At 72.2% G+C, this 25,202-nt stretch carries 21 protein-coding genes; 9 read left to right on the plus strand and 12 right to left on the minus strand.

Annotated elements, in window-relative coordinates; translation table 11 throughout:
• Positions 1-9: 9 nt before the first annotated feature.
• Genes iolD through iolC form a run of 3 tightly spaced genes read right to left on the minus strand, consistent with a single transcriptional unit; the run spans position 10 to position 3,692 of the window.
• Positions 10-1,869 (minus strand): 3D-(3,5/4)-trihydroxycyclohexane-1,2-dione acylhydrolase (decyclizing), encoded by a 1,860-nt coding sequence (gene iolD / locus IE311_RS01820; RefSeq protein WP_189829700.1) that lies wholly within the window; start codon positions 1,867-1,869, stop codon positions 10-12.
• Positions 1,866-2,726 (minus strand): 5-deoxy-glucuronate isomerase, encoded by an 861-nt coding sequence (gene iolB / locus IE311_RS01825; RefSeq protein WP_189829701.1) that lies wholly within the window; start codon positions 2,724-2,726, stop codon positions 1,866-1,868. Before iolB ends, iolD begins: the two co-directional genes overlap by 4 nt.
• A gap of 9 nt (positions 2,727-2,735) precedes the next feature.
• Positions 2,736-3,692 carry a 5-dehydro-2-deoxygluconokinase gene (gene iolC / locus IE311_RS01830; RefSeq protein WP_189829927.1) on the minus strand — a complete coding sequence of 319 codons (957 nt, stop codon included), beginning with the start codon at positions 3,690-3,692 and terminating at the stop codon, positions 2,736-2,738.
• Positions 3,693-3,887: 195 nt separating this feature from the next.
• Between iolC and IE311_RS01835 the strand changes: the two genes are divergently transcribed.
• Both IE311_RS01835 and IE311_RS01840 read left to right on the plus strand, forming a co-directional pair.
• Positions 3,888-4,844 (plus strand): sugar phosphate isomerase/epimerase family protein, encoded by a 957-nt coding sequence (locus tag IE311_RS01835; protein ID WP_189829702.1) that lies wholly within the window; start codon positions 3,888-3,890, stop codon positions 4,842-4,844.
• Positions 4,845-5,107: 263 nt separating this feature from the next.
• Entirely contained in the window at positions 5,108-5,305 is a 198-nt protein-coding gene (locus tag IE311_RS01840) for a helix-turn-helix transcriptional regulator (protein ID WP_189829703.1), read from the plus strand.
• Positions 5,306-5,457: 152 nt separating this feature from the next.
• Here the strand turns inward: IE311_RS01840 and IE311_RS01845 are convergent, their stop codons facing one another.
• The 3 genes from IE311_RS01845 to IE311_RS01855 all read right to left on the minus strand — a co-directional run bounded on the left by IE311_RS01845 (position 5,458) and on the right by IE311_RS01855 (position 10,494).
• Positions 5,458-6,771, minus strand: a complete 1,314-nt coding sequence (locus IE311_RS01845) for a tachylectin-related carbohydrate-binding protein (RefSeq protein WP_189829704.1) — start codon at positions 6,769-6,771, stop codon at positions 5,458-5,460.
• 60 nt (positions 6,772-6,831) lie between these two features.
• Entirely contained in the window at positions 6,832-8,130 is a 1,299-nt protein-coding gene (locus IE311_RS01850) for a tachylectin-related carbohydrate-binding protein (RefSeq protein ID WP_189829705.1), read from the minus strand.
• A gap of 69 nt (positions 8,131-8,199) precedes the next feature.
• Positions 8,200-10,494 (minus strand): MMPL family transporter, encoded by a 2,295-nt coding sequence (locus tag IE311_RS01855; protein WP_189829706.1) that lies wholly within the window; start codon positions 10,492-10,494, stop codon positions 8,200-8,202.
• 163 nt (positions 10,495-10,657) lie between these two features.
• Here IE311_RS01855 and IE311_RS01860 point away from each other — a divergent pair, with 163 nt between their 5' ends.
• On the plus strand, positions 10,658-11,308 hold the full coding sequence (locus IE311_RS01860; RefSeq protein WP_189829707.1) for a TetR/AcrR family transcriptional regulator: 651 nt from the start codon (positions 10,658-10,660) through the stop codon (positions 11,306-11,308).
• A gap of 117 nt (positions 11,309-11,425) precedes the next feature.
• Here IE311_RS01860 and IE311_RS01865 read toward each other — a convergent pair whose 3' ends face one another.
• Complete coding sequence (locus IE311_RS01865; RefSeq protein WP_189829708.1) at positions 11,426-12,634, minus strand: cation:proton antiporter; 1,209 nt, start codon at positions 12,632-12,634, stop codon at positions 11,426-11,428.
• Between the two features lie 113 nt (positions 12,635-12,747).
• Here IE311_RS01865 and IE311_RS01870 point away from each other — a divergent pair, with 113 nt between their 5' ends.
• Positions 12,748-12,972: a heavy-metal-associated domain-containing protein gene (locus IE311_RS01870; protein WP_189829709.1), complete on the plus strand. Its 225-nt coding sequence runs from the start codon at positions 12,748-12,750 to the stop codon at positions 12,970-12,972.
• Positions 12,973-13,044: 72 nt separating this feature from the next.
• Entirely contained in the window at positions 13,045-15,315 is a 2,271-nt protein-coding gene (locus IE311_RS01875; protein ID WP_189829710.1) for a heavy metal translocating P-type ATPase, read from the plus strand.
• Between the two features lie 456 nt (positions 15,316-15,771).
• Here IE311_RS01875 and IE311_RS01880 read toward each other — a convergent pair whose 3' ends face one another.
• Positions 15,772-17,061, minus strand: coding sequence for a citrate synthase (locus IE311_RS01880; RefSeq protein ID WP_026057844.1), 1,290 nt, complete (start codon positions 17,059-17,061; stop codon positions 15,772-15,774).
• Between the two features lie 179 nt (positions 17,062-17,240).
• Complete coding sequence (gene recD2, locus IE311_RS01885; RefSeq protein ID WP_189829711.1) at positions 17,241-19,472, minus strand: SF1B family DNA helicase RecD2; 2,232 nt, start codon at positions 19,470-19,472, stop codon at positions 17,241-17,243.
• A 175-nt stretch (positions 19,473-19,647) separates the two neighbouring features.
• Between recD2 and IE311_RS01890 the strand changes: the two genes are divergently transcribed.
• Entirely contained in the window at positions 19,648-19,884 is a 237-nt protein-coding gene (locus IE311_RS01890; RefSeq protein WP_189829712.1) for a type II toxin-antitoxin system VapB family antitoxin, read from the plus strand.
• Entirely contained in the window at positions 19,881-20,297 is a 417-nt protein-coding gene (locus IE311_RS01895; protein ID WP_189829713.1) for a PIN domain nuclease, read from the plus strand. The genes IE311_RS01890 and IE311_RS01895 overlap by 4 nt, the downstream gene beginning before the upstream one ends.
• Before the next feature lie 21 nt (positions 20,298-20,318).
• Here IE311_RS01895 and IE311_RS01900 read toward each other — a convergent pair whose 3' ends face one another.
• The 3 genes from IE311_RS01900 to IE311_RS01910 are packed head-to-tail and all read right to left on the minus strand — an operon-like array spanning position 20,319 to position 23,436.
• Complete coding sequence (locus IE311_RS01900; RefSeq protein ID WP_189829714.1) at positions 20,319-21,122, minus strand: sugar phosphate isomerase/epimerase family protein; 804 nt, start codon at positions 21,120-21,122, stop codon at positions 20,319-20,321.
• Positions 21,119-22,288, minus strand: coding sequence for a dihydrodipicolinate synthase family protein (locus IE311_RS01905; protein ID WP_189829715.1), 1,170 nt, complete (start codon positions 22,286-22,288; stop codon positions 21,119-21,121). Before IE311_RS01905 ends, IE311_RS01900 begins: the two co-directional genes overlap by 4 nt.
• Positions 22,285-23,436 carry a Gfo/Idh/MocA family protein gene (locus tag IE311_RS01910; protein ID WP_189829716.1) on the minus strand — a complete coding sequence of 384 codons (1,152 nt, stop codon included), beginning with the start codon at positions 23,434-23,436 and terminating at the stop codon, positions 22,285-22,287. The genes IE311_RS01905 and IE311_RS01910 overlap by 4 nt, the downstream gene beginning before the upstream one ends.
• Positions 23,437-23,547: 111 nt before the next feature.
• Between IE311_RS01910 and IE311_RS01915 the strand changes: the two genes are divergently transcribed.
• Together IE311_RS01915 and IE311_RS01920 are read left to right on the plus strand one after the other, a co-directional pair.
• Positions 23,548-24,594, plus strand: a complete 1,047-nt coding sequence (locus tag IE311_RS01915) for a LacI family DNA-binding transcriptional regulator (RefSeq protein ID WP_189829717.1) — start codon at positions 23,548-23,550, stop codon at positions 24,592-24,594.
• Between the two features lie 41 nt (positions 24,595-24,635).
• Positions 24,636-25,202, plus strand: a complete 567-nt coding sequence (locus IE311_RS01920; protein ID WP_189829718.1) for a Uma2 family endonuclease — start codon at positions 24,636-24,638, stop codon at positions 25,200-25,202.

Here is a 25,202-nt window from a genome sequence, read left to right on the forward strand (position 1 = left end):
AATGCTCCTTCAGAGATGGCGGCGTCGGGCGGTGACGTGCCGGTCGTACTCCTCCCGGGCCTTGACCGCCGACGGGCGGGTCGAGGTCTCGGCCACGGGCACATCCCACCATGCATCGGCCGGGGGCGGGCCCGACACAGTGTCTGCCGTTTCGGTCTCGACGTAGACACATGTGGGAACCGTCGCCCTCCGCGCGTCCGCGAGGGCTTCCCGCAGGTCACGCACGGTGCGGGGGCGCAGGACCCGCATGCCGAGCGAGGCGGCGTTGGCGCCGAGGTCGACGGGGAGCGGCGGTCCGGTGAAACCGCCGTCCGCGTCCCGGTGGCGGTAGTCGGTGCCGTGGCGCTCGGCGCCGACCGCCTCCGAGAGTCCGCCGATCGAGGCGTAGCCGTGGTTCTGGAGGACGATCAGCCGAAGGGGGAGGCGCTCCTGCACGGCGGTGACGATTTCGGTGGGGTTCATCAGATACGTACCGTCTCCGACGAGTGCCCAGACGGGCCGGTGGGGCGCGGCGAGCAGCACACCGAGGGCGGCAGGGATCTCGTATCCCATGCAGGAGTACCCGTATTCGACGTGGTACTGGTCGGGCGACCGGGTCCGCCACAGCTTGTGGAGGTCGCCGGGGAGCGATCCGGCGGCGTTGATCAGGATGTCGGTGTCGTCGACCAGAGTGTCGAGTACGCCGAGGACCTGGGCCTGGGTGGGGCGGGCGTCCTCGTCGGGGACGGCGTACGCGGCGTCGACGCGCTCCTGCCAGTCGCTCTTGGCCGTGCGCCACCGGTCCGGGGCGGGCGCCCGGCCGGCGAGGGCGTCCGTGAGCGCCGTGAGGCCCTCGCGCGCGTCGGCGACGAGCGGGAGCGCCGCCAGCTTGTGGGCGTCGAAGCCGGCGATGTTGAGGTTGACGAAGCGGACGCCGTCGGGGAAGAGGGTGCCGGACGCGGTGGTGAAGTCGGTGTACCGGGTGCCGACGCCGAGGATCAGATCGCTGGTCCGGGCCAGGGAGTTCGCGGTGGAGCTGCCGGTGTGGCCGATGCCGCCGGTCTCGCAGGGATGGTCGTACGGCAGGACGCCCTTGCCGGCCTGGGTGGTGGCGACGGGGATGCCGGTCCGCTCGGCGAGGGTGCGCAGGGCGTCCTCGGCCCGGCTGTGCCTCACCCCGCCGCCGGCGACGATCAGCGGACGTTCCGCCGCCCCGACGGCCCGTACGGCGGCGTCGAGTTCGGCGGTGTCGGGGCGGGGGCGGCGGACCCGCCAGACCCGCTCGGCGAAGAACTCCTCCGGCCAGTCGTACGCCTCCGCCTGGACGTCCTGGGGCAGTGCGAGGGTCACCGCGCCGGTCTCCACGGGGTCGGCGAGGACCCGCATCGCGGCGAGCGCGGCGGGGACCAGGGCCGCGGGGCGCCCGACGCGGTCGAAGTACCTCGAGACGGGCCGCAGGCAGTCGTTGACCGACACGTCGCCCGCGTAGGGGACTTCGAGCTGCTGGAGTACGGGGTCGGCGGGGCGGCCCGCGAAGGTGTCGCCGGGGAGGAGCAGGACCGGCAGATGGTTGACGGTGGCGAGGGCGGCGCCGGTGACGAGGTTGGTGGCGCCGGGTCCGATGGAGGTGGTGACGGCGTGGGCGGAGAGCCGGTTGGACTGGCGGGCGTAGCCGACTGCGGCATGGACCATGGCCTGTTCGTTGCGGCCCTGGTGGAAGGGCATGAGCGCGGGGCTCTCGACGAGGGCCTGGCCGATTCCGGCGACGTTCCCGTGGCCGAAGATGCCCCAGGTGGCGGCGACGAGCCGCTGCCGTTCCCCGTCGCGTTCCGTGTACTGGGCGGCGAGGAAGCGCACGAGGGCCTGGGCGACGGTCAGCCGGATGCTCATGCGTATCCCTCCGTGTGGTCCGGGTGGAAACAGATCTTCCACTCCCGCTCGGGTCCGGGGCCCGCCATGACGTTGAGATAGAAGAGGGCGTGACCCGGCTGGGCGATCGAGGGGCCGTGCCAGCCGTCGGGGACGAGGACGGCGTCGCCCGTCCCGACCTCGGCGAGGAGGTCGGACCCGCCGGGGCGGGAGGGCGAGATCCGCTGGTAGCCGACGGCGGCCGGGCCCTCGGTCTCGTAGTAGTAGATCTCCTCGAGGACGGACTCGGCGCCGGGGCGGTGCTCGTCGTGCTTGTGCGGCGGGTAGGAGGACCAGTTGCCGCCGGGCGTCACGACCTCGACGGCGATGAGCCGGTCGCAGTCGAAAGCGTCGGCCGAGGCGAAGTTCCGCACCTGGCGTGCGCGGTTGCCGCTGCCGCGGGTCTCGACGGGAACCTCCGGCGCGGGGCCGTAGCGGGCGGGGAGTCGTCGCTCGCACTTCGCTCCTGCCAAAGCGAAGCGGCCTCCCGCACCGGAGGCGATCTGGGCGTGGGCGTCGCGCGGTACATAGGCGAAGTCGGTCACTCCTTCGAACACGCTCGCGCGGCCCAGGAGTTCGAGGATCTCGCCGTCGACGCGCACGCTACAGGCACCGGAGAGGGGAAGCACGACCCATTCGCAATCCCCGCTCCCGAAGGAGTGAATCTCCCCCGGTCCGAGGGTGAGGACCCGGAGAGCGGAGTACGTCCATCCGGCCCGCTCGGGGTCGATGTCGAGCGCGTAGGGGCCGCGGGCGGCGGTTCCCGCGGGGATGTGGAGGGACGGGAATCGGCTCCGGGGCGGAGGGTGCGGGAGGGACGGGGGGCGGTCGGTGTTCATGGCCGATCCCTACCCCTTCTCCGGGAGGGTGCCGCTTCCGCTCGCCAGCGCCTCGGCGATCTCGGCGGCGTACGGCATGGCGGACGAGCAGGCGAGGCGGCCCGCGACGATCGCGCCGGCGGCGTTGGCGTGGCGCAGGGTCGTGTCGAGGTCCCGTCCGGCGAGCAGTCCGTCGACGAGCGCCCCGCCGAACGCGTCTCCCGCTCCGAGGCCGTTGACGACCTCCACGGGCAGCGGCGGCACCTCGGCGCTCGTCCCGTCGGCGGCGAGCGCGAGGACGCCCTCGGGTCCCCGCTTGACCACGGCGAGCCGCGGCCCGCCGTCGCCCCCGGCGGCCAGCAGCGCGCGGGCGGCCGCGTACGGTTCGCGCTCCCCCGTCGCCACCTCGCACTCGTCGAGGTTGCCGACGGCGACGGTCGCGTGCCGCAGCGCCTCGGCGTAGTACGGGCGGGCCGCCGCCGGGTCCGCCCAGAACATCGGCCGCCAGTCCAGGTCGAGGACCGTCACCTCACGCCCGGAGCGGGCGCGCAGCGCCGTCAGGGTCGCGGTGCGGCTGGGCTCGGCGGACAGGCCGGTGCCGGTCGCCCAGAAGACCCGGGCGGCGCGGACGGCGTCGAGGTCCAGCTCGTGCGGGCGGATCTCCAGGTCGGGGGCCTTGGGGCGGCGGTAGAAGGTGAGGGGGAAGTCGTCGGGCGGGAAGAGGGCGCAGAAGGTGACGGGGGTGGGGTACTCCTCGACCTCGGTCACCCAGCGGTCGTCCACCCCGAAGCCCTTCAGCTCGCGGCGCAGATAGGTGCCGAAGGGGTCGGCCCCGGTGCGGGAGAGGAGTGCGGTGCGGCGGCCGAGGCGGGCGGCGGCGACGGCGACGTTGGCCGGGGAGCCGCCGAGGAACTTGGCGAAGGTGTCGACCCGGTCGAGCCCGACCCCGGCCTGGAGCGGATAGAGGTCCACGCCGAGGCGCCCCATGGTGATCAGGTCGTACGGCTCCGACTCCACCCGCGCCACCTCTCGCGTCCGGCTTCCGCGCCCAGGTCTGTCCGCACCCAGGTCTAGTCGTCGGCCCGGAGGCGTGTCAACGATATGTCCGGACATTCGGACGGCCCGACCGGGCCGGTGCGGCGTGCTTGACGCTGCTCTCGGACCGCGGCGAAGGTGGCAGGCATGACGTCACCGCAGCCGTCCTCGCCGTCGCCGCAGCCGTCCTCGCCGTCATCACGGCCGTCGTCCCCACCCCGCATCCGGATCGGCTCCGCCCCCGACTCCTGGGGGGTGTGGTTCCCCGACGATCCCCGGCAGGTGCCCTGGCAGCGCTTCCTCGACGAGGTGTCCGGCGCCGGCTACGAGTGGATCGAGCTCGGCCCGTACGGCTATCTGCCCACGGATCCGGCCGTCCTGACGGAGGAGACCGCGCGGCGCGGCCTGCGGGTCTCGGCAGGAACGGTCTTCACCTCCCTCCACCACGGGCCGGACGTCTGGGACCGGACCTGGGCGCACGTCGCGGAGAACGCGGCCCTGGCACAGGCCGTGGGCGCGGAGCATCTCGTGGTCATCCCGTCGTTCTGGCGGGACGACCGCACGGGCGAGGTCCTGGAGGACCGGACCCTCACCGCCGACCAGTGGCGGGACCTGACGGGGCTCACCGAGCGGCTGGGACGGGAGGTGCGCGAGCGGTACGGGCTGCGGATCGTCGTCCATCCGCACGCCGACACCCATGTCGACGACGAGGAGAGCGTGGCGCGGTTCCTCGACGCCACCGACCCGGAGGCGGTGTCCCTCTGTCTGGACACCGGGCACTACGCGTACGCCGGCGGGGACAGCCTCAAGCTGATCGAGACGTACGGCGAGCGGATCGGCTACCTCCACCTCAAGCAGGTCGACCCGGAGATCCTGGCCGGGGTGGTCGCCGAGGGGGTGCCGTTCGGTCCGGCGGTGGCGCGCGGCGTGATGTGCGAGCCGCCGTCGGGGGTGCCCGCCCTCGAACCGGTGCTCGCCGCCGCGGCGGCGCTGGACGTGGACCTGTTCGCGATCGTCGAGCAGGACATGTACCCGTGCGAGGCGGACGTCCCGTACCCGATCGCGCTCCGCACCCGGCGCTTCCTGCGTTCCTGCGGCGTGTGACCCGGCGCATACCTTCCTGACCAGGGGTGACGCACGGGGACACACCGATGTCCCCATGCCCCGCTTTCGTCACGCATGTCCCTTCGCCGTCACGCATGTCTCCGTTACGCGGGGTTTCCGTCACAGGCGCTCGACAGGCGCTCTCCTCCGGTCTGGAGGGGTCGTTGCAGGGGGCAATGGCTCAGTGATCGCCAACGCCCGCCCGCAGCGCCCCCGAACGGCACCCCCGCCGCCGCTGCGCGGTGCGCAGGGAGGTACCAGGCATGACGGACAGCAGGCTCTGGTCGTACAAGGACATCGCCGCACACATCAAGGTGCAGCCCGACACGGTCCGCTCCTACCGGAAGCACGGACTGCTGCCGGCCCCCGACCATGTGGAGTCGGGCAAGCCCTACTGGTACGCGGACACGATCCGCGCCTGGGTCGCCAACCGCCCCGGCAACCGGGGCCGCCGCGACTGACCCGACGCGCCGCCCCGGGGCCGGGGCGACCCCCGCCCCGCACGCACACGGCGCCGGGCCCGGATCCCTCCGGGCCCGGCGCCGTCCCCGTGCGCCGTACGCCGTTCCCGGGCGTCGTGCGTCGGGCACTTCCCGTGCGTCATGCGTCGGGCTCAGACGATCAGGTCGTAGATGTTCCAGCCGTGGCCGGCCGGACGCGGGTGGTACGGCTCGCTGTTCTCGTTCCGCTCGCCCCACCGCAGCACGCCGTACATCAGCAGCCTGCCGTCCTTCGTCCTCGCCGCCAGGGAGGTGTCCTGGCCGCCGACGAGGCCCGTACCGGCGAGGGCGGTGAAGGCGTTCCAGCCGCCGCCGACCGGTCGCCGGGGCTCGAAGGGTACGGCGGGGTTCCGGCCGTCGGCCTTCTCGTAGCGCCACTGCCTGCCGTCCGCCGTGCGGGCGACGAGGCCGTCCCCGAAGGCGACCACGCTCGTGTAGACGTTCCAGCCGCCGCCCACCCGCACCCGGGACCCGAACGGGCGCTGGGGCGTGCCGGGGCCGGGGTAGCGCCACAGGACGCCGTCCCGGTCGCGGGCGACGAGGTCGCCGCCGGGCAGTCCGGTGAGGCCGGTGTAGACGTTCCAGCCGCCGCCGACCCGTACCCGTGGCGCGAACGGCTTCACGCCGCCGCCCCGGTAGTACCAGAGGACACCGTCCCGGTCGCGGGCCACCATGTCCCCCGAGCCCGACGCGGTGGTGGTGCCCAGCTTGGTGAGCGCCGTGTACACGTTCCAGCCGCCGCCGACCCGCTTGCGGGCCTTGAGCAGCGGCTCGTTCCTCCCGGTGGCGTCGTACTGCCAGAGCACGCCGTCGCGGTCGCGGGCGTGCAGCGAGGCGCGCCGGTAGGCCTCGGGGGTGCCCGTGACCAGCTGGAAGGAGAGCTCGCCGCGCGCCACGACACCGGCGGCGGTGTCCAGTTCGACGGTGGTGGAGAGGGTGCCGAGCCACTCGGCACCCGAGGGGACGTCGAGGGTGATGTCGTAGGTGACGGTCGAGGACCCGGCGGGCACCTCGGCCCCGGGCAGGTCGAGGACGAGCCAGACGCCGTCGCCCGTCTCCGGGTCGGGGGAGTCCCACGCGCACGGCTTCGACGGCCCGCCGTTCACCGCGCAGGTGGAGGTGAGCAGCCGGCCGGGGCGGCCCGGGTCCTCCCGCTCCGGCCCCCGGAAGGCGAGCCGTTCCGGCAGCAGGGGGCCGGTGACGCCGGGCGGCAGGGTGACGGTGAGCCGGGTGGTGACCGGCCCCTCCTCGCCGGCGGGCACGACCGGCGGACCGCCCTCCTGGACGATCGTCCCCGGTTCGACGGCGGCGTCGGCCACGCTCACGGGCGGCGCGATGGACTGCGCGGACGCGGCGGCCGCCGCCGGGGTGGTCACGACGGCGAGAACGGCTCCCGTCGCGACCAGGACTCTTCGCAGGTGTCTCATGGCATCACCCAGTTCCGTCGGTGCCGTTGGTGCGTCATGTTCGTGGTTCCGTCGGGTCCGTCAGAGGAGGGCGTCATAGATGTTCCAGCCCCAACCGACCCGCTTCCGGTTCGGTCCCGGGGGCGCGTAGTAGGTGCCCTCGTACGTCCACAGGTAGCCGTCCCTGTCGCGGGCCACGAGGTCCGGCGGGCCGAGGCGCTCGAGGTCTCCGGTGCCCACGAGGCCGGAGTAGACGTTCCACCCGCCGCCGACGCGCACGCGCGGCGCGAACGGGACGGCGGGGTTCCCCCGCTTGTGCCGGTAGAGCCAGAGCACTCCGCTCGTGTCCCTGGCCACGAGGCCGTCGCCGAGCGCGGTCATCGCGGTGTAGGCGTTCCAGCCGCCGCCGACCCGGACGGGCGCTTCGAAGGGGGCCGCGGACGGGTCCTGGTGGGAGCGCGCGTAGTGCCGGAGGACACCGGCACGGTCCCGGGCGAGCAGTCCCGTCGGCGTACCGGCGAGAGAGGTGAAGGCGTTCCAGCCGCCGCCGACGCGGACGCGCGGCCGGTACGGTGCGGCCGGGTCGCCCGAGCCGGAGTAGTACCAGAGGGTGCCGGCGCCGTCCCGGGCGACGAGGTCGCCGCCGCCGTCCGCCGTCGAGGGGCCGAGCTTGGTGAGCGCCGTGTAGACGCCCCAGCCGCCACCGACTCGCGTGCGCGGCTTGAAGGGCGCCCGGGCCTTGCTCGTCCCCTCGTACTGCCAGAGCACGCCGCTCCGGTCGCGGGCGTGCAGCGCCGTGCGCCGGTAGGCCTCCGGGGTACCGTCGACGAACTGGAACTCGACGGGCCCGTCGGCGAGTTTCTCGCCCGCCGCGGTGACCGAGACGGTGCCCCAGGTGGGGACGCCCACGGAGCCGTATGTGGCCGCGTCGACCCGGACGGCGTAGGTGATGGTGGGTGCGGCGGTGGTCGTCGGGAGTTGGGTGTAGGGATGCTCCCCGTCGTGAGGGCCGTTGAGCGGGCACGGCGTGAACGCGCCGCCGTTCACGGAGCACGACCAGGTGAGGTAGGAGAGCCAGCCGGGCCGTTCGCTGTTCCACCATTCGAGGTTCGCCCAGTCGATCCGGGCCGACACCTGTCCGGTGGCACCGGACGGGAGGGTGGCAAGCAGGTAGCTGGTGACGGGGCCCTCCTCGCCCGCGGGGACGACGGAGGTGCCGTCCCGCTGGACGACGGTGCCGGGCTCGGGCGCCGCGGCGACCGGGCCGGGCGTGCCCGCCGTGCGGTGCGCGGCAAGTGCCTGCGCCGCACCGGCGGCCGGGGGGATCAGAGCGGCGAGCAGGGCGCTCGCCGCGACCAGGAACGTACGGGTGGGTCTCATGGATCCCCCTCGGAGAGATGTCGGACCGCCGTGCCGACCGTCGGGTTCCCGGGCGACGGGCTCCGTGCGTCAGGGACGTGAGGAAGCGGTCTCCCGCACCTCCTCTGACACCTCTTCGACACCCGAACTCCCCCCAGGGTTGTACGCGTCCGACTCACTGACGCCGAAGCGGTCGTGGAAGCGCCGCAGCGGGCCCGGGGCCCACCAGGTGAGGCGGCCGGTCAGCTTCATCACCGAGGGCACCAGGAGGCTGCGGACCACCATGGCGTCCATCAGGACGGCGAGGGCGATGCCGAGGCCGAGCATCTTGGTGTTGGTGACGCGGGAGGTGCCGATGGCGACCATGACGACGGCGAGGATCACGGCGGCCGCGGTGATGAGCCCGCCGGTGTGGCGCAGGCCGAAGCGGACCGAGTGCTCGTGGTCGCCGGTGGCGTCGTACTCCTCCTTGATGCGGGACAGCAGGAACACCCCGTAGTCCATGGAGAGCCCGAAGGCCACGCAGAACATGAGCACGGGCAGCGTGGTCTCGATGTCGCCGGTGGCGGTGAAGCCGAGGAGTCCCGCGAGGTTTCCGTCCTGGAAGACCCAGACCACCGCCCCGAACATCGCCGTGAGGCTGAGGGCGTTGAGGACGACGGCCTGGACCGGGATGAGGACGCTGCCGGTGAGCAGGAAGACGAGGAGCAGCGTGACGACGACGATGATGCCCGCGGCCCACGGCAGCCGCTCGGCGAGGGCGTCCTTGGAGTCGACGAGGACGGCGGCCTGTCCGGTGACGGAGGTGTCGAACGGGGCCGGCGCGGCCCGCAGTTCGGCCACGGCCCGCTGGGCGTCCGCGCCGACGGTCTCGCCCTCGGGGACGACGGTGAAGTAGGCGTGGCCGCCGGGTGCGGTCACGGGTCCGTCGACCCGGACCACGCCGTCGAGGGCGCCGATCCGCTCGCGGTAGGCCGCGTACTGCGCGGGGGTGGCCTCTCCCTCGGCGAGCACGGTGATCCCGCCGCCGGGGTCTCCGGGGAAGCCGTCCCTCAGCTCGTCCTGGACGACCCGGGAGGAGGCGGTGACGGGCAGCTGGCGATCGTCGGCGGTGCCGAACTTCACGCCGAGGAAGGGCAGCCCGAGGAGGACGAGACCGGCGGTGGTGAGGACGGCGAAGACCGGTGCCCTGCGCATCACGAGCGCGGCGACCCGCCCCCAGCCCGCGCCTTCGGCGGCGGTCTCCCGGGGCGGCCGGCCCCGGCGGACGAGCTTGCGCAGGTCGAGCGCGTTGACCCGGTCTCCGAGCAGGACCAGGGCCGCCGGGAGCAGGGTGAGGGCCGCGGTCGCGGCGAGCAGGACCACGGCTATCCCGGCGTACGCGAAGGAGCGCAGGAAGTACTGCGGGAAGAGCAGCATCGCGGCGAGCGAGACGGCGACGGTGAGGGCGGAGAACAGCACGGTCCGTCCGGCGGTGCGCAGGGTGGCACGGACGGCGGCGTGGGTGTCGGCCCCGGTGGCGAGTTCCTCGCGGTAGCGGCGGACGACGAACAGGGCGTAGTCGATGGCGAGTCCGAGCCCGAGGGCCGTCGTCAGGTTCTGCGCGAAGACGGAGACGTCCGTGAACTCGGTGATGCCCCGCAGGACGGCGTTGGTGCCGAGGATGGCGACGATGCCGACGCCGAGCGGCAGCAGGGCGGCGACGGCGCTGCCGAAGACCATGACGAGCAGCACGAGGGTGAGCGGCAGGGCGATGAGTTCGGCCCGCAGCAGGTCCTCCTGGATGACCGTCTGCATCTCGTGGCGCACCGTGAGTCCGCCGCCGAGGGAGACCTCGACGGGGCCGTGGGTGCCCCGGTACTCGGGGGCGATCCGGTCGAGGACGGCGGCGGCGTCCTTCTCCTCCCCGGCGATACGGGCGGCGATCACGGCCTTCCGGCCGTCCTCGGAACGGAGGGCGGGCGAGCCGGTGGACCAGTAGGAGCCGACGCCGTCGACGCCCGGCTCGGCGTCCAGCCGCTCGGCGAGCCTCCTGGCCTCGGCGACGACCGCCGGGGCGTCGGCGCCGGCCGCTCCGGCGTCGACGAGCAGGAGCAGATTGGGCTGGGAGCCGGGGAACCGGCGCTCCAGGGCCTCCGTCGCGTAGGTGGATTCGGCGGCCGGGTCCTCCCAGCCGCCACTGCCCATCCGGTCGGCGACCCCGCCGCCGGCCAGCACGGCGAGGGCCGTGAGGACGAGGGCGACGAGGAGGGTGAGACGCGGCCGCGCGGTCACGAACCGCGTCCACCCGCCGCCTCCCGGGCCACCGGCCGCCTTCGCGGCCCGACCTGGGGCTTCGGCCCCGCGTCCGCCCCCACCGGGTGCTGATTTCTTGACTTCGGCCATGACGAGGTGTCCCCTTCACCTGACCCATGTGCTCGCTTCCCGGCAGGTCACATGGGTCGCCCATTGCCATAGACTGGCAAACACGAGTGATCACTCGCGTTTCACAAGAATGCGAGCGACCTCTCGTGTTTGTCAAACGTGTAGAGGAAAGCTGGGGACAGCCATGTCCGAGGACAGGTCCGAAGAGCCGAAGCCGCGCCGCCGCCAGGCCCGCGGCGAGCGCCGTATCGCGCAGCTGCTCCAGGCCGCCGCGAGCGTCTTCTGCGCGAACGGCTACACGGCGTCCAGCACCAACGCGATCGCCCGCGAGGCCCATGTCTCACCGGGCACGCTCTACCAGTACTTCCCGAACAAGGAAGCCATCGCGATCGAGCTCGGCGAGCGCCTCCTGCACGAGATGCGGGAGGCCCACGGCCAGGTGTTCGTCCCGGAGAACCTCGCCCTGCCGCTGCCCCGGCTGCTCGACGCCGTGGTCGACCCGATGATCGAGTTCAACTGCGCGAACCCCGTGTTCCTGGCCCTGATGCACGGCTCCGAGGTGCCCGGCCGGATCGCCGAGGAGCACGACGCCCTGCACGCCTCGCTCCTCGCGCGCGTGCAGGAGGTGATCGCCCACTACGCCCCCGGGCTGCCCGCGCCGGACCGTGCCCGCGTCGCCGACATGACCTTCGCGACCTTCAAGGGCGGCCTGGACCTCGTACTCGCCGCGCCCGAGGGCCCCGAGCGGGACGCGACGATCGCCGAGCTGAAGACCCTCCTGCTGCGCTACCTCGCCCCGCTGACCGAGGAGGCGGCACCCGCCCCGCCCCGCTGACCGACGAGGCGGCACCCCCCCCTCGCCCGCCCCGCCCGCCTCACCCACGCCCACCCGGCCCGCCTCCACCCCGGCCCGCCTCCGCCCCGCCCTCCCCCGCCTCCGCCGCGACTCCGGTCACCACGACTCCGAACCGCCGATCGCCTCGACGGGGCGCGCCTTCGCGCCCGACCGCGACTTCAGCGCGATCAGCGGGAAGACGAGGACGGAGACCATGCCGGCCCCGACGAGGGCCGCCGCCTCACCGGCCGTCATCGCCTTGTCGTCCACGCCGATGGTCGTGATCGCGACGACGAGCGGCAGTGCGGTGGAGCCGTAGAGGACGAGTCCGCCCCGGTCCTTCCGGTCGAGGTCGCGCGGGGCGAGGAACCAGATCGGCCCGCCGCGCACCACGAGGAACAGCAGCAGGAAGACCGGGAGCAGGAGCAGGGTCCGGCCGCCGTCGAGGAGCGAGGCCAGGTCGAACTCGATCCCGGTGACGACGAAGAAGACCGGGACGAGGAAGCCGAAGCCGACCCCCTCGATCTTCTCCAGGATCTCCGGACCCGACTCGGGCGCGGCCCCGGTCAGCACGAGCCGGGTGATGAGCCCGGCGGCGAAGGCGCCGAGCAGGATGTCGAGCCCGAGGGCCTGGGAGGCGCCCAGCATCACGGCGAGCAGCAGGAAGACGAAGCGGACCGCGAACTGCCCACTGGTGTGCAGGGTCTTGGCGATGATCCGGGAGAACCAGGGCGGACGCGGTCGCAGCGCCCAGTGGACGGCCCCGGCGGTGAGCGCGGCGAACACCGCGAGGAGGGCGGTCGACTCGCCCGCGCCGCGCCCGCTGAGCAGCAGCGCCATCGCGATGATCGGGCCGAACTCGCCGACCGCGCCGAAGGCCATGACGACCGAGCCGAACCGTCCGCGGAGGTCCCCTGCGTCGCGGAGCACGGGCAGGACGGTGCCGAGCGCGGTGCTGGTGAGCGCCACCCCGATGAAGACGCCGTCGGTGTAGCCGCCGCCGAGCAGGACGCCGGTGGCCAGTCCGAGCGCGAGGGCGATCAGCCAGGCCCACACGGAGCGCCGGAGGGTGTCGCCGCGGACCTTGCCGAACTCGATCTCGTACCCCGCGAGGAAGATCAGCATGGTGAGGCCGAGTTGGGAGAGTCCGTCGATCAGCGCGTCGGTGTGGGCCCAGTCCAGGACGTCGGGGCCGACGAGGATGCCGAGCAGGATCTCGAAGATGACGAGGGGGACGGGGAGCTTGCGACCGACCCCGTAGGCGAGCAGCGGCGCCAGGACGGCGATCGCCATGATCAGGATGAGCGTGGTCCCCGATTGCGACATATCGGGTGTTTACCATAGGCATCGACCGGACATGGCGACGCCTCGACTGGAATTTATACCCCCTAGGGGTATAATCTGCCGGTGTACGGTCCTGAACCCACGAGGAGAGCGCCATGACCGCAGAGACGAAGACCGAACTCACCACCGTCTACCAGGTCAAGGGCATGACCTGCGGCCACTGCGAGGGCGCGGTCTCCGGCGAGATCTCCGAGCTGGCCGGGGTCTCCTCCGTCACGGCCGTCGCCTCCACCGGACAGGTGACCGTCGTCTCCGCCGCCCCGCTCGACGAGGAGGCCGTGCGCGCCGCCGTCGACGAGGCCGGCTACGAGCTGGTCTGACCGCTCCCCCTCGACGCCCCGCAGGGCCGTACCGTTACCGGTACGGCCCTGCTCCCCTTTTTGGAACGGCACATGACCTCCAGCGTCACGGAAACCCCTCCGCACCCGACCGTCACCGAGCTGACGATCGGCGGGATGACCTGCGCCTCGTGCGCGGCCCGCGTCGAGAAGAAGCTCAACCGCATGGACGGGGTGACCGCGACCGTCAACTACGCCACGGAGAAGGCGCGGATCGAGCACGCCCCCGAGGTCGGGGTCGACGCGCTGATCGCCACCGTCGTCAAGACCGGCTACACCGCCGAGGAACCCCCGCCACCGCCCGAGCCGGAACCGCTCCCGGACACCCCGGCGGACGCGGAGGCCGGGGCCGCGCCCCCCGCGCAGGACCCCGAACTCGCGGCCCTCCGGCAGCGCCTGACCGTCTCCGCGCTCCTCGCCGCGCCCGTCGTCCTGCTCGCCATGGTCCCCGCGCTCCAGTTCGACAACTGGCAGTGGCTCTCGCTCACCCTCGCCGCCCCCGTCGTCGTCTGGGGCGGGCTGCCCTTCCACCGGGCCGCCTGGACCAACCTCCGGCACGGCGCCGCCACCATGGACACCCTCGTCTCGGTCGGCACCCTCGCCGCCTTCGGCTGGTCGCTCTGGGCCCTGTTCCTCGGCGACGCGGGCATGCCCGGCATGCGGCACGACTTCGATCTGACCGCGGACCGCCACGCCTCCTCCTCCACCATCTATCTGGAGGTCGCGGCCGGGGTCGTCACCTTCATCCTGCTCGGCCGCTATCTGGAGGCCCGGGCCAAGCGGAAGGCCGGTGCGGCGCTCCGGGCCCTGATGGACCTCGGCGCCAAGGACGTGGCCGTGCTGCGCAGAGGCACCGAGGTGCGGATCCCGGTCGCCTCGCTGCGGGCCGGAGACCGGTTCGTCGTCCGCCCCGGGGAGAAGATCGCCACCGACGGCACCGTCACCGAGGGCGCGTCCGCCGTCGACGCCTCCCTGCTGACCGGCGAGTCGTTGCCGCTGGACGCGGGCGTGGGCGACGACGTCACCGGCGGCTGCGTCAACGTCTCCGGCCGGCTCGTCGTCCGGGCCACCCGGGTCGGCGCCGACACCCGGCTCGCCCACATCGCGAAGCTCGTCGAGGACGCCCAGAACGGCAAGGCGCAGGTGCAGCGGCTCGCCGACCGGATCTCCGCCGTCTTCGTCCCGGTGGTGCTGCTCATCGCACTCGCCACCCTCGTCACCTGGCTGCTCGTCACCGACGACCCGACGGCCTCCTTCACCGCCGCCGTCGCCGTCCTGATCATCGCCTGCCCCTGCGCCCTCGGCCTGGCCACCCCGACCGCCCTCATGGTCGGCACCGGGCGGGGCGCCCAGCTCGGCATCCTGATCAAGGGCCCCGAGGTCCTGGAGTCCACCCGCCGGGTCGACACGATCGTCCTCGACAAGACGGGGACGGTCACCACGGGCCGGATGCGGCTGGCCGGTGTGCACGTGTACGGCGGGAAGTACGGCACCGACGCCACCGACGAGTCCGAGCTGCTGCGACTGGCCGGGGCCCTGGAGCACGCCTCCGAGCACCCGGTGGCCCGCGCCGTCGCGGCCGGCGCCCTCGAACGCTGCGGGGAGCTCCCCGTACCGAAGACCTTCGAGAACGTCCCCGGGCTCGGCGTACGCGGCTCGGTCGACGGCCACCTGGTCCTCGTCGGCCGCGCCGCGCTGCTGGCGGCGGAGGGCGTCGACGTGCCCGCGGGCGCCGGGCCCGGCGCCGTCCACGTTGCCTGGGACGGGGTCGCCCGCGGCACCCTGACCGTCGCGGACAGCGTCAAGGACACCAGCGCCGAGGCCGTCGCCCGGCTGCGCGGCCTCGGACTGCGGCCGGTCCTCCTCACCGGGGACCACCAGGCGGTGGCCGAGGCCGTGGCGGCGGAGGTGGGCATCGACGAGGTGATCGCCGAGGTGCTGCCGGAGGAGAAGGCCGAGGTGGTCCGGCGGCTCCAGGCGGAGGGCCGGACGGTCGCGATGGTCGGCGACGGGGTGAACGACGCGGCCGCCCTGGCCACCGCCGACCTGGGCCTGGCGATGGGCACGGGCACGGACGCGGCCATAGAGGCGAGCGATCTGACCCTGGTACGGGGCGACCTGCGGGTCGCCGCGGACGCGATCCGGCTCTCCCGCCGGACCCTGGCGACGATCAAGGGCAACCTCGGCTGGGCCTTCGGCTACAACCTGGCGGCGCTGCCGCTCGCGGCGGCCGGACTTCTCGACCCGATGATCGCCGGTCTCGCCATGGCCTTTTCGTCCGTCTTCGTCGTATCCAACAGCCTTCGTCTACGGCGCTTCGCCTGAATTCACCTACACGTGACGCACAGGACCTTCACAAGGAGACCTAGATCACAGATATTGGGGGGTAACCATCTGGGCTGTTCGCGAGTCTAAGTGGGCGATGCCGAGAACGTCTTGGGGGACGTTCATGGAATGTCTTGGGGGATGTTCCAGGCAAGCGTTGGCCGGGGCACGTGCACCGGGGAGCTTTGAGCGGCCCTCCCGTACGTACCCCGGCAGACCGCGTCGCGCCCGACCCGCGTAGCTTCTGCTGACACGGCAGACGCCCGGCCCGGATCCCGTGGGGGGAATCCGCACCGGGATATGGGAAGCGCCCCGACTATCGACCCGTGGGGGGATCGGTAGCGGGGCGCTTCTCGCATTTCCGCCGAGGCGCGGCTCGCCTCCGGGGACGCGGAAGGGGCACCACCGGTCGAGAGGTAACCGACCAGGGATGCCCCTGCGTCAACGCGGTCGTGACTAGCGGGCCTCGACCGGGACGAAGTCGCGGAGGACCTCACCCGTGTAGATCTGGCGCGGGCGGCCGATGCGGGAGCCGGGCTCCTTGATCATCTCGTGCCACTGGGCGATCCAGCCGGGCAGCCGGCCGAGCGCGAAGAGCACGGTGAACATCTCGGTCGGGAAGCCCATCGCGCGGTAGATGAGACCCGTGTAGAAGTCCACGTTGGGGTAGAGGTTGCGCGAGACGAAGTACTCGTCGGAGAGCGCGTGCTCCTCCAGCTTGAGCGCGATGTCCAGCAGCTCGTCGGACTTGCCGAGGGCCGAGAGGACGTCGTGCGCCGCCGCCTTGATGATCTTGGCGCGCGGGTCGAAGGACTTGTACACCCGGTGGCCGAAGCCCATCAGGCGGACGCCGTCCTCCTTGTTCTTCACCTTGCGGATGAAGGAGTCGACATCGCCGCCGTTGGCCTTGATGCCCTCGAGCATCTCCAGGACCGACTGGTTGGCGCCACCGTGCAGGGGGCCCCACAGGGCCGAGATGCCGGCGGAGATCGAGGCGAACATGTTCGCCTGCGAGGAGCCGACCAGACGCACGGTGGAGGTCGAGCAGTTCTGCTCGTGGTCCGCGTGCAGGATCAGCAGCTTGTCGAGCGCGTTGACGACGACCGGGTCCAGGTCGTACTCCTGCGCCGGGACCGAGAAGGTCATGCGCAGGAAGTTCTCGACGTACCCGAGGTCGTTGCGCGGGTAGACGAAGGGGTGACCGATCGACTTCTTGTACGCGTACGCCGCGATCGTCGGCAGCTTGGCGAGCAGCCGGATCGTGGAGAGGTGGCGCTGTTCCTCGTCGAACGGGTTGTGGCTGTCCTGGTAGAAGGTGGACAGCGCGGAGACCACCGAGGACAGCATCGCCATCGGGTGGGCGTCCCGCGGGAAGCCGCGGAAGAAGTTCTTGACGTCCTCGTGGACCAGCGTGTGCTGCGTGATCTCGTTCTTGAAGGTCGCCAGCTCGTCGACCTTGGGCAGCTCGCCGTTGATCAGCAGGTACGCCACCTCAAGGAAGGTGGAGCGCTCGGCCAGCTGCTCGATGGGGTAACCGCGGTACCGCAGAATCCCCTGCTCACCGTCGAGGTAGGTGATCGCGGATTTATAGGCGGCGGTGTTGCCGTATCCGCTGTCCAGGGTGACCAGACCGGTCTGGGCTCGGAGTTTCCCGATGTCGAAGCCCTTGTCGCCGACGGTGCTCTCGACCACCGGGTAGGTGTATTCACCGTCCGCGTACCGCAGTACTACAGAGTTGTCGCTCACGTCATCCCTCACCGACGTAGTGCCTCTTCTTCGAGGTGCCCTGACTGTCTCTACCATCCCCCATTTGGCTCAGGAGAGTGCACTCGGGGTCGACCATTGGGCCAATCGGCGGCACTCAGTGCCGCCAACCTTCATATCCTGCCCCCTTCGCCCCGGTTCCGGTAGTCCTCCGTGATCTTTCACACGAGGGCCGTCCCTGTGAGCCGAAACGCGAGTGCGGTAAAGCGCCTGCCCGCGGAGACCGTACGGACCGCCTGGGCGATCGCCCGGCGGGAGCCGACGAGGACCACGAGCTTCTTCGCGCGGGTCACGGCCGTGTAGAGCAGGTTCCGCTGAAGCATCATCCAGGCGCTCATGGTGACCGGGATCACCACGGCCGGATACTCGCTGCCCTGCGAACGGTGGATGGTGACCGCGTACGCGTGGGCGAGCTCGTCCAGCTCGTCGAAGTCGTAGAGCACCTCCTCGTCCTCGTCCGTCCGTACGGTCAGCTTCTGCTCGACGAGGTCCAGCTGCGTCACGACGCCCACGGTGCCATTGAAGACACCATTGGCCCCTTTGTCGTAATTGTTCCTGATCTGAGTGACCTTGTCGCCGACACGGAAGACCCGGCCGCCGAACCGCTTCTCCGGAAGATCGGGGCGGGCCGGGGTGATGACCTGCTGCAGCAGTCCGTTCAGCGAGCCCGCGCCGGCCGGACCCCGGTGCATGGGGGCGAGGACCTGCACGTCACGGCGGGGGTCGAGGCCGAACTTGGCCGGAATCCGCCGGGCCGCGACATCCACGGCGACCCGGGCGGCGTCCTCGGTCTCCTCCTCGACGAAGAGGAAGAAGTCCGGCAGTCCCTCGGTCTTCGGCGGGGTGCCGGCGTTGATCCGGTGCGCGTTGACGACGACGCCGGACTCCTGCGCCTGGCGGAAGATCCGGGTCAGCCGGACCGCCGGCACGGGGCTTCCCGGGGCGAGCAGATCGCCGAGGACCTCGCCCGCGCCGACCGACGGAAGCTGGTCCACATCGCCCACGAGGAGCAGGTGGGCCCCCGGCGCCACCGCCTTCACCAGCTTGTTCGCCAGCAGCAGGTCGAGCATGGACGCCTCGTCGACCACGACCAGGTCCGCGTCCAGGGGCCGGTCCCGGTCATAGGCCGCGTCGCCGCCCGGCTTGAGTTCGAGGAGGCGGTGGACGGTGGACGCCTCCGCGCCGGTCAGCTCCGCGAGCCGCTTGGCCGCCCGGCCGGTGGGGGCGGCGAGGACCACCTTGGCCTTCTTGGCGCGGGCCAGCTCCACGATGGAGCGAACCGTGAACGACTTGCCGCAGCCGGGGCCGCCGGTGAGCACCGCGACCTTCCGGGTGAGCGCGAGCCGTACGGCCTCCTCCTGCTCGGGCGCGAGCGAGGCCCCCGTCCGGTCCGCGAGCCAGGCGAGGGCCTTGTCCCAGGCCACGTCCCGGAAGCCCGGCATCCGGTCCTCCTCGGCCCGCAGCAGCCGCCTGAGCTGCCCGGCGAGCGACAGCTCGGCCCGGTGGAAGGGGATCAGGTACACGGCGGTGACGGGCGCCCCCTCCGGGCCGGGAACGGTCTCCCGTACGACCCCCTCGGGATCCTCCGCCAGCTCGGCGAGGCACTCGATGACGAGCCCGGTGTCGACCTGGAGGAGCTTCACCGCGTCGGCGATCAACCGCTCCTCGGGGAGGAAGCAGTGCCCCTGGTCGCTGGACTGCGAGAGGGCGTACTGGAGCCCGGCCTTCACCCGGTCGGGGCTGTCGTGGGGTATGCCCACGGCCTGGGCGATCTTGTCGGCGGTGAGGAAGCCGATGCCCCAGACGTCGGCGGCGAGCCGGTACGGCTGGTTCCGCACGATCGAGATCGAGGCGTCCCCGTACTTCTTGTAGATCCGGACCGCGATGGAGGTGGAGACACCGACGCCCTGGAGGAAGACCATCACCTCCTTGATCGCCTTCTGCTCCTCCCAGGCCGCGCTGATCTTCTTCGTGCGCTTGGGACCCAGGCCCGGGACCTCGATCAGCCTGCCGGGGGCCTCCTCCAGGATCTGGAGGGTGTCCAGACCGAAGTGCTGGGTGATGCGGTCGGCGAAGACGGGGCCGATGCCCTTGACGAGACCCGAGCCGAGATAGCGGCGGATGCCCTGGATCGTGGCGGGCAGCAGCGTCGTGTAGTTCTCGACGGTGAACTGCTTGCCGTACTGCGGATGCGAGCCCCAACGGCCCTCCATCCGCAGCGACTCCCCCGGCTGCGCCCCGAGCAGCGCCCCGACCACGGTGAGCAGGTCCCCGGCCCCGCGCCCGGTGTCGACGCGGGCGACCGTGTACCCGCTCTCCTCGTTGGCGTAGGTGATCCGCTCCAGGACCCCTTCGAGCACGGCCGACCCCGGCCCGCGACCTTCGTTGGACATGCCCCGAAGGTAGCGAACCGGTCGGACAGCGCGGGCGGCCCCGTGGACAACTCCCCTCCGGGGCGCCGGGGGCGGGGCCGGCGGGCGGAGCGCTCGCGGCGCCGGGGACGCTGCACGGGGCTACGATGTATGAGAGGTGTGCTTTCTTCCCACATGACCCACATGGAGGGTGATCATGGGTGTGACCAACGTGGATGTGGACGACGATGTGCTCGCCGAGGCCGCGAGGCTCCTCGGTACGACCACGAAGAAGGACACGATCAACACGGCCCTGGAAGAGGTCATAAGGCGGCATCACCGCCGGGAGGCGTTCCAGCGGCTCGCAGAGCGTGGCGCGCGCGGGGCGTTGGAGCGCACCCGCCGGGACTGGGAAGCGCGCAAGGCCGCCCAGCGGGCTGGGGACGGCGAGTGATCACGTACCTCATCGACACCGGCGCGTACGTCCACCTCGGCACCGATCCCGCCGCACAGCGGCGCTGGGACGCCGAGATCGAGACAGGCGCTATCGGCATGTGCGAGGCCACCCGGACGGAGATCCTTTTCAGTGCCGTGAACGCGGAGGACCGCGACGAGATCGATGAGGACCTCGTTGCCATGTTCGCGCCGGTGCGCGTCCCGAAGGACGCGTGGCGATGGGTGGAAACCGCCCAGTACAAGCTGACGCAGAGGGGACAGCACCGCGCGGCGGGTGTCGTGGACCTGCTGCTCTGCGCCACCGCCGTCCATCACGGGCTGACCCTCCTGCACCGGGACAACGACTTCGCCGCGGTCGCCCGCGTCCTCAAGGAGGTCGAGCAGCAGGACGTGCGGCACCTGGGCGAGTGACCGGCCGGCCGCCGCAGGTCCTCAGACCGCCAGGAACCTCTCCAGCGTCTCCTCCAGGACCTCGGCGCCGTCCCTCGACCACAGGTCGTCGTTGAAGATCTCCACCTCCACCGGGCCCGTCCAGCCCGCCTTCTCCGTCAGGTCCGCCCAGGCACGGAGGTCGATCGCGCCGTCGCCCAGCTGGCCCCGGCCGGTCAGGACGCCCGCCGGGAGGGGGGTCGTCCAGTCGGCGAGCTGGAAGGAGTGGATGCGGCCCGACGCGCCCGCGCGTGCCACCGCCGCCGGGGCCCGGTCGTCCCACCAGAGGTGGTACGTGTCGACCACCACGCCGACCTGCTCGGGCGGGAAGCGCTCGGCGACGGCCAGCGCCTGGTCCAGGGTGGAGACCGCGCAGCGGTCGGCGGCGTACATGGGGTGGAGGGGTTCGACGGCCAGCCGGATTCCGCGTTCGCCCGCGTAGGGGGCCAGCTCGCCGATCGCCTCGGTGATGCGGGCGCGGGCCGAGGGCAGGTCCGGGAAGGCGGGGGTGAGGCCGCCGGAGACCAGCACGACGGTGTCCGTGCCGAGCGCGACCGCCTCGTCGATCGCCGCCCGGTTCTCCGCCTCCCAGCCGTCCGAGGTGAAGAAGCCGCCGCGGCAGAGGGTGGTGACGGTGAGGCCCGCGTCCCGCACCAGGTCGGCCGCCGCCTCGACCCCGTACTCCTGGACCGGCTCGCGCCACAGTCCGACGCCCGGGATGCCGAGCCGCACGCAGTGGGCGACGAGGTCGGGGAGGGACAGCTGCTTGACCGTCATCTGGTTGACGCTGAAGCGGTCGAGGTTCATCCCAGGCCCCCCTGGACCGTCAGGAGGGAGCGCATGCGCGATTCCGCGAGCGCCGGGTCGGGGAACAGACCCAGGCCGTCGGCCAGTTCGTACGCCTTCGCGAGGTGCGGAAGCGAGCGCGCGGACTGCAGCCCGCCGACCATCGTGAAGTGGTCCTGGTGGCCGGCGAGCCAGGCCAGCAGGACCACTCCCGTCTTGTAGAAGCGGGTGGGCGACCGGAAGAGGTGCCGGGACAGGGCGACCGTCGGGTCGAGGATCGCGCGGAAGCCGTCCGTGTCGCCGGTGTCCAGGGTGCGGACCGCCTCCGCCGCGAGGGGTGCCAGCGGGTCGAAGATGCCCAGCAGGGCGTGGCTGAAGCCCTGTTCGTCGCCCGCGATCAGCTCCGGGTAGTGGAAGTCGTCGCCCGTGTAGCAGCGCACCCCCTCCGGGAGGCGGCGGCGCAGTTCGACCTCGCGCCGGGCGTCCAGGAGGGAGACCTTGATGCCGTCGACCTTGTCGGGGTGCGCTGCGATGACCTCGAGGAAGGTCTCGGTCGCGGTGTCCAGGTCGGCCGATCCCCAGTACCCGTCGAGCGCCGGGTCGAACATCGGGCCGAGCCAGTGCAGGATCACCGGCTCGCTCGCCTGGCGGAGGAGGTGTCCGTACAGGTCCAGGTAGTCCTCCGGGCCCGAGGCCGCCGCGGCGAGGGCGCGGGAGGCCATCAGGACGGCCCGGGAGCCGGTCTCCTCGACGAGCGCGAGCTGCTCCTCGTACGCCTTGCGGACCGCCGCCAGGCCGGCGGGGCCGGTGAGGCGCTCCGGTTCGGCGAGCTGGTCGGTGCCGACGCCGCAGGCGATCCGCCCGCCGACGGCCTTCGCCTCGGCGGCGGAGCGGCGGATCAGCTCGGCCGCTCCCGTCCAGTCGAGGCCCATCCCCCGCTGCGCGGTGTCCATGGCCTCGGCGACCCCGAGGCCGTGGGACCACAGGTGGCGGCGGAAGGCGAGGGTGGCGTCCCAGTCGACGGCGGCCGGCGAGTCGGGGGTGGTGTCGGCGTAAGGGTCGGCGACGACGTGGGCGGCGGAGTAGACCGTACGGGAGGTCAGGGCGCCGCCCCCGGCAGGGGCCAGGGGCTCGCCGCGGGGCGCGTACTCCCGTACGCCTCCGCCGATCTCGGGCAGGCGGATCACAGGCCGACCTCCGGGACGTCGAGGCGGCGGCCCTCGGCGGCGGACTTCAGGCCGAGTTCGGCGAGCTGGACGCCGCGGGCGCCCGCGAGGAGGTCCCAGTGGTACGCCTCGTCGAGGGCGACGTGCCGCAGGAAGAGCTCCCACTGGGCCTTGAAGCCGTTGTCGAACTCGGCGTTGTCGGGGACCTCCTGCCACTGGTCGCGGAAGGGCTCGGTCGCCGGGATGTCCGGGTTCCAGACGGGCTTGGGGGTGGCGGAGCGGTGCTGGACGCGGCAGTTGCGGAGTCCGGCGACCGCGGAGCCGTGGGTGCCGTCGACCTGGAACTCGACGAGTTCGTCGCGGTTGACGCGGACGGTCCAGGAGGAGTTGATCTGGGCGATGGCGCCGCCCTCCAGCCGGAAGATGCCGTAGGCGGCGTCGTCGGCGGTGGCCTCGTACGGCTTGCCCTGCTCGTCCCAGCGGCGCGGGACGTGGGTGGCGACCTGGGCGGTGACGGAGGTGACCCGGCCGAAGAGCTCGTGGAGCACGTACTCCCAGTGCGGGAACATGTCGACGACGATGCCGCCGCCGTCCTCGGCGCGGTAGTTCCAGCTGGGGCGCTGGGCGTCCTGCCAGTCGCCCTCGAAGACCCAGTAGCCGAACTCGCCGCGTACGGAGAGGATCTCGCCGAAGAAGCCGCCGTCGATGAGGCGCTTGAGCTTGAGCAGGCCCGGCAGGAACAGCTTGTCCTGGACGACGCCGTGCTTGACGCCCTTCTCGGTGGCGAGCCGGGCGAGCTCCAGGGCGCCGGCGAGGTCGGCGGCCGTGGGCTTCTCGGTGTAGACGTGCTTGCCGGCCCGGACGGCCTTGGTGATCGCCTCGGCGCGGGCGGAGGTGACCTGGGCGTCGAAGTAGATGTCGATCGTGTCGTCGGCGAGGACGGCGTCGAGGTCGGTGGACCACTCGGTGAGGCCGTGGCGCTCGGCGAGTGCGCGCAGGGCGGGCTCGCGGCGGCCGACGAGGACCGGCTCGGGCCAGAGGGTCTCGCCGTTGCCGAGGTCGAGGCCGCCCTGCTCGCGCAGGGCGAGGATCGAACGGACGAGGTGCTGGCGGTATCCCATGCGTCCGGTGACGCCGTTCATGGCGATGCGGACTGTCCTGCGTGTCACGAAAGGTTCCTCTCCGCGGTGTGCCGCGCTCCGATAGAAAGCGCTTTCCATCACGGATGACGCTAGCCTGCCGACATCGCCGTCGACAAGGGCCCTGGAGGTACGCACACGATGACCGTCACCCTGGCGGACGTGGCCGCCCGCGCACGGGTCTCCCCCGCCACCGTCTCCCGCGTCCTGAACGGCAACTACCCGGTCGCCGCGTCGACCCGCGAACGGGTCCTGCGCGCCGTGGACGAGCTGGACTACGTCCTCAACGGCCCCGCGAGCTCGCTCGCCGCCGCCACCTCCGACCTGGTCGGCGTCCTCGTCAACGACATCGCCGACCCCTTCTTCGGGATCATGGCGAGCGCGGCGCAGAGCGCCATCGGAGAGGGCGGCTCGGGGCGCGGCGGGGGCGAGAAGCTCGCCGTCGTCTGCAACACCGGCGGCTCCCCCGAACGCGAACTGACCTACCTCACCCTGCTCCAGCGGCAGCGGGCCGCGGCCGTGGTCCTCATGGGCGGCTCCCTGGAGGACCCCGAACACCTGGCGGCCACCGCGGCCAAGCTGGCCAAGCTGGCGGAGGCCGGGACCCGGGTCGTGCTGTGCGGCCGCCCGCCCGTCACCGGCGACGCGAACACCGCGGCGCTCGTCTTCGACAACCGGACCGGCGCGCGACGCCTCACCGAGCACCTCCTCGAACTCGGCCACCGGCGCATCGGCTACGCGGCGGGTCCGGCCGACCGGACGACGACCCGGCACCGCCTCGAAGGCCACCGCGCGGCGCTCGCGGCGGCGGGCGTCGAGGAGGGCCCGACGGTCCACGGCGCCTACGACCGGCAGGCCGGCCACGCGGCCACGGCCGAGCTCCTCGCCCGCGACCCGGACCTCACGGCGGTCGTCGCCGCCAACGACACGGTGGCCCTCGGCGTCTGCGCGGCCCTTCGGGAGCGGGGCCTCGACATCCCGGGCGACGTGTCCGTGGCGGGCTTCGACGACCTGCCGTTCTCGATCGACGCGGTCCCGTCCCTGACGACGGTCCACCTCCCCCTGCACGAGGCGGGGGTGCGGGCGGGCCGCCTGGCGATGGGAACGGAGGAACCCCGCACCGGCGGCCTGGAGCGGGTCCCGGCGGAGCTGGTGGTACGGGGGTCGACGGGGCGTCCGCGGGGGTAGTGGACGGCTATCGTGGTGACCAACGGCACACGGAGGCCGGCATGACGACCATAGAGATGGACGTTCGAAGCGCTTGGGACGCGCTGGACGACGCCAACCTGCCTGGCGGCTATCGCGTGGAGATCACGGACGGAAAGATCATCATGACGCCGCGGGGCGAGAGCCGGTCGGACATCCTCGTCGAGTCCGCGCCGCAGATCAAGAAGCAGCTCGCCGGTCACGGCAAGCTGCTCATGGACGTCATGATCGACTTTCCTTCGAGCCTCTACGGGTACGCTCCGGACCTGGCCATCATCGCCCCCGGATCCGAACGCAACGGTCGCGGACGATTCGAGTGGCACACACTGGAAGCGGCCATCGAGGTCATCTCGAAGAGCACTCGCGACAACGACTTCGCGAAAAAGTTCCGGATGTACGCCGAGTGCGCCATCCCGGTCTACGTGATCATCGACCCGTCCGACGACACCTGCACGATCCACAGCCGCCCCACCCGCCGCGGCACCTACGACGAGCAGGAGCAGATCGCCTTCGGCGAGGACCTGATCCTCGCCCTCGAAGGGCGGGAGATCGTCGTCAAGACCGACGGATTCCCCCGCTCCGAGGGCTGA

The sequence above is a fragment of the Streptomyces zaomyceticus genome (assembly GCF_014656215.1).
GTDB classification, from domain to species: domain Bacteria; phylum Actinomycetota; class Actinomycetes; order Streptomycetales; family Streptomycetaceae; genus Streptomyces; species Streptomyces zaomyceticus.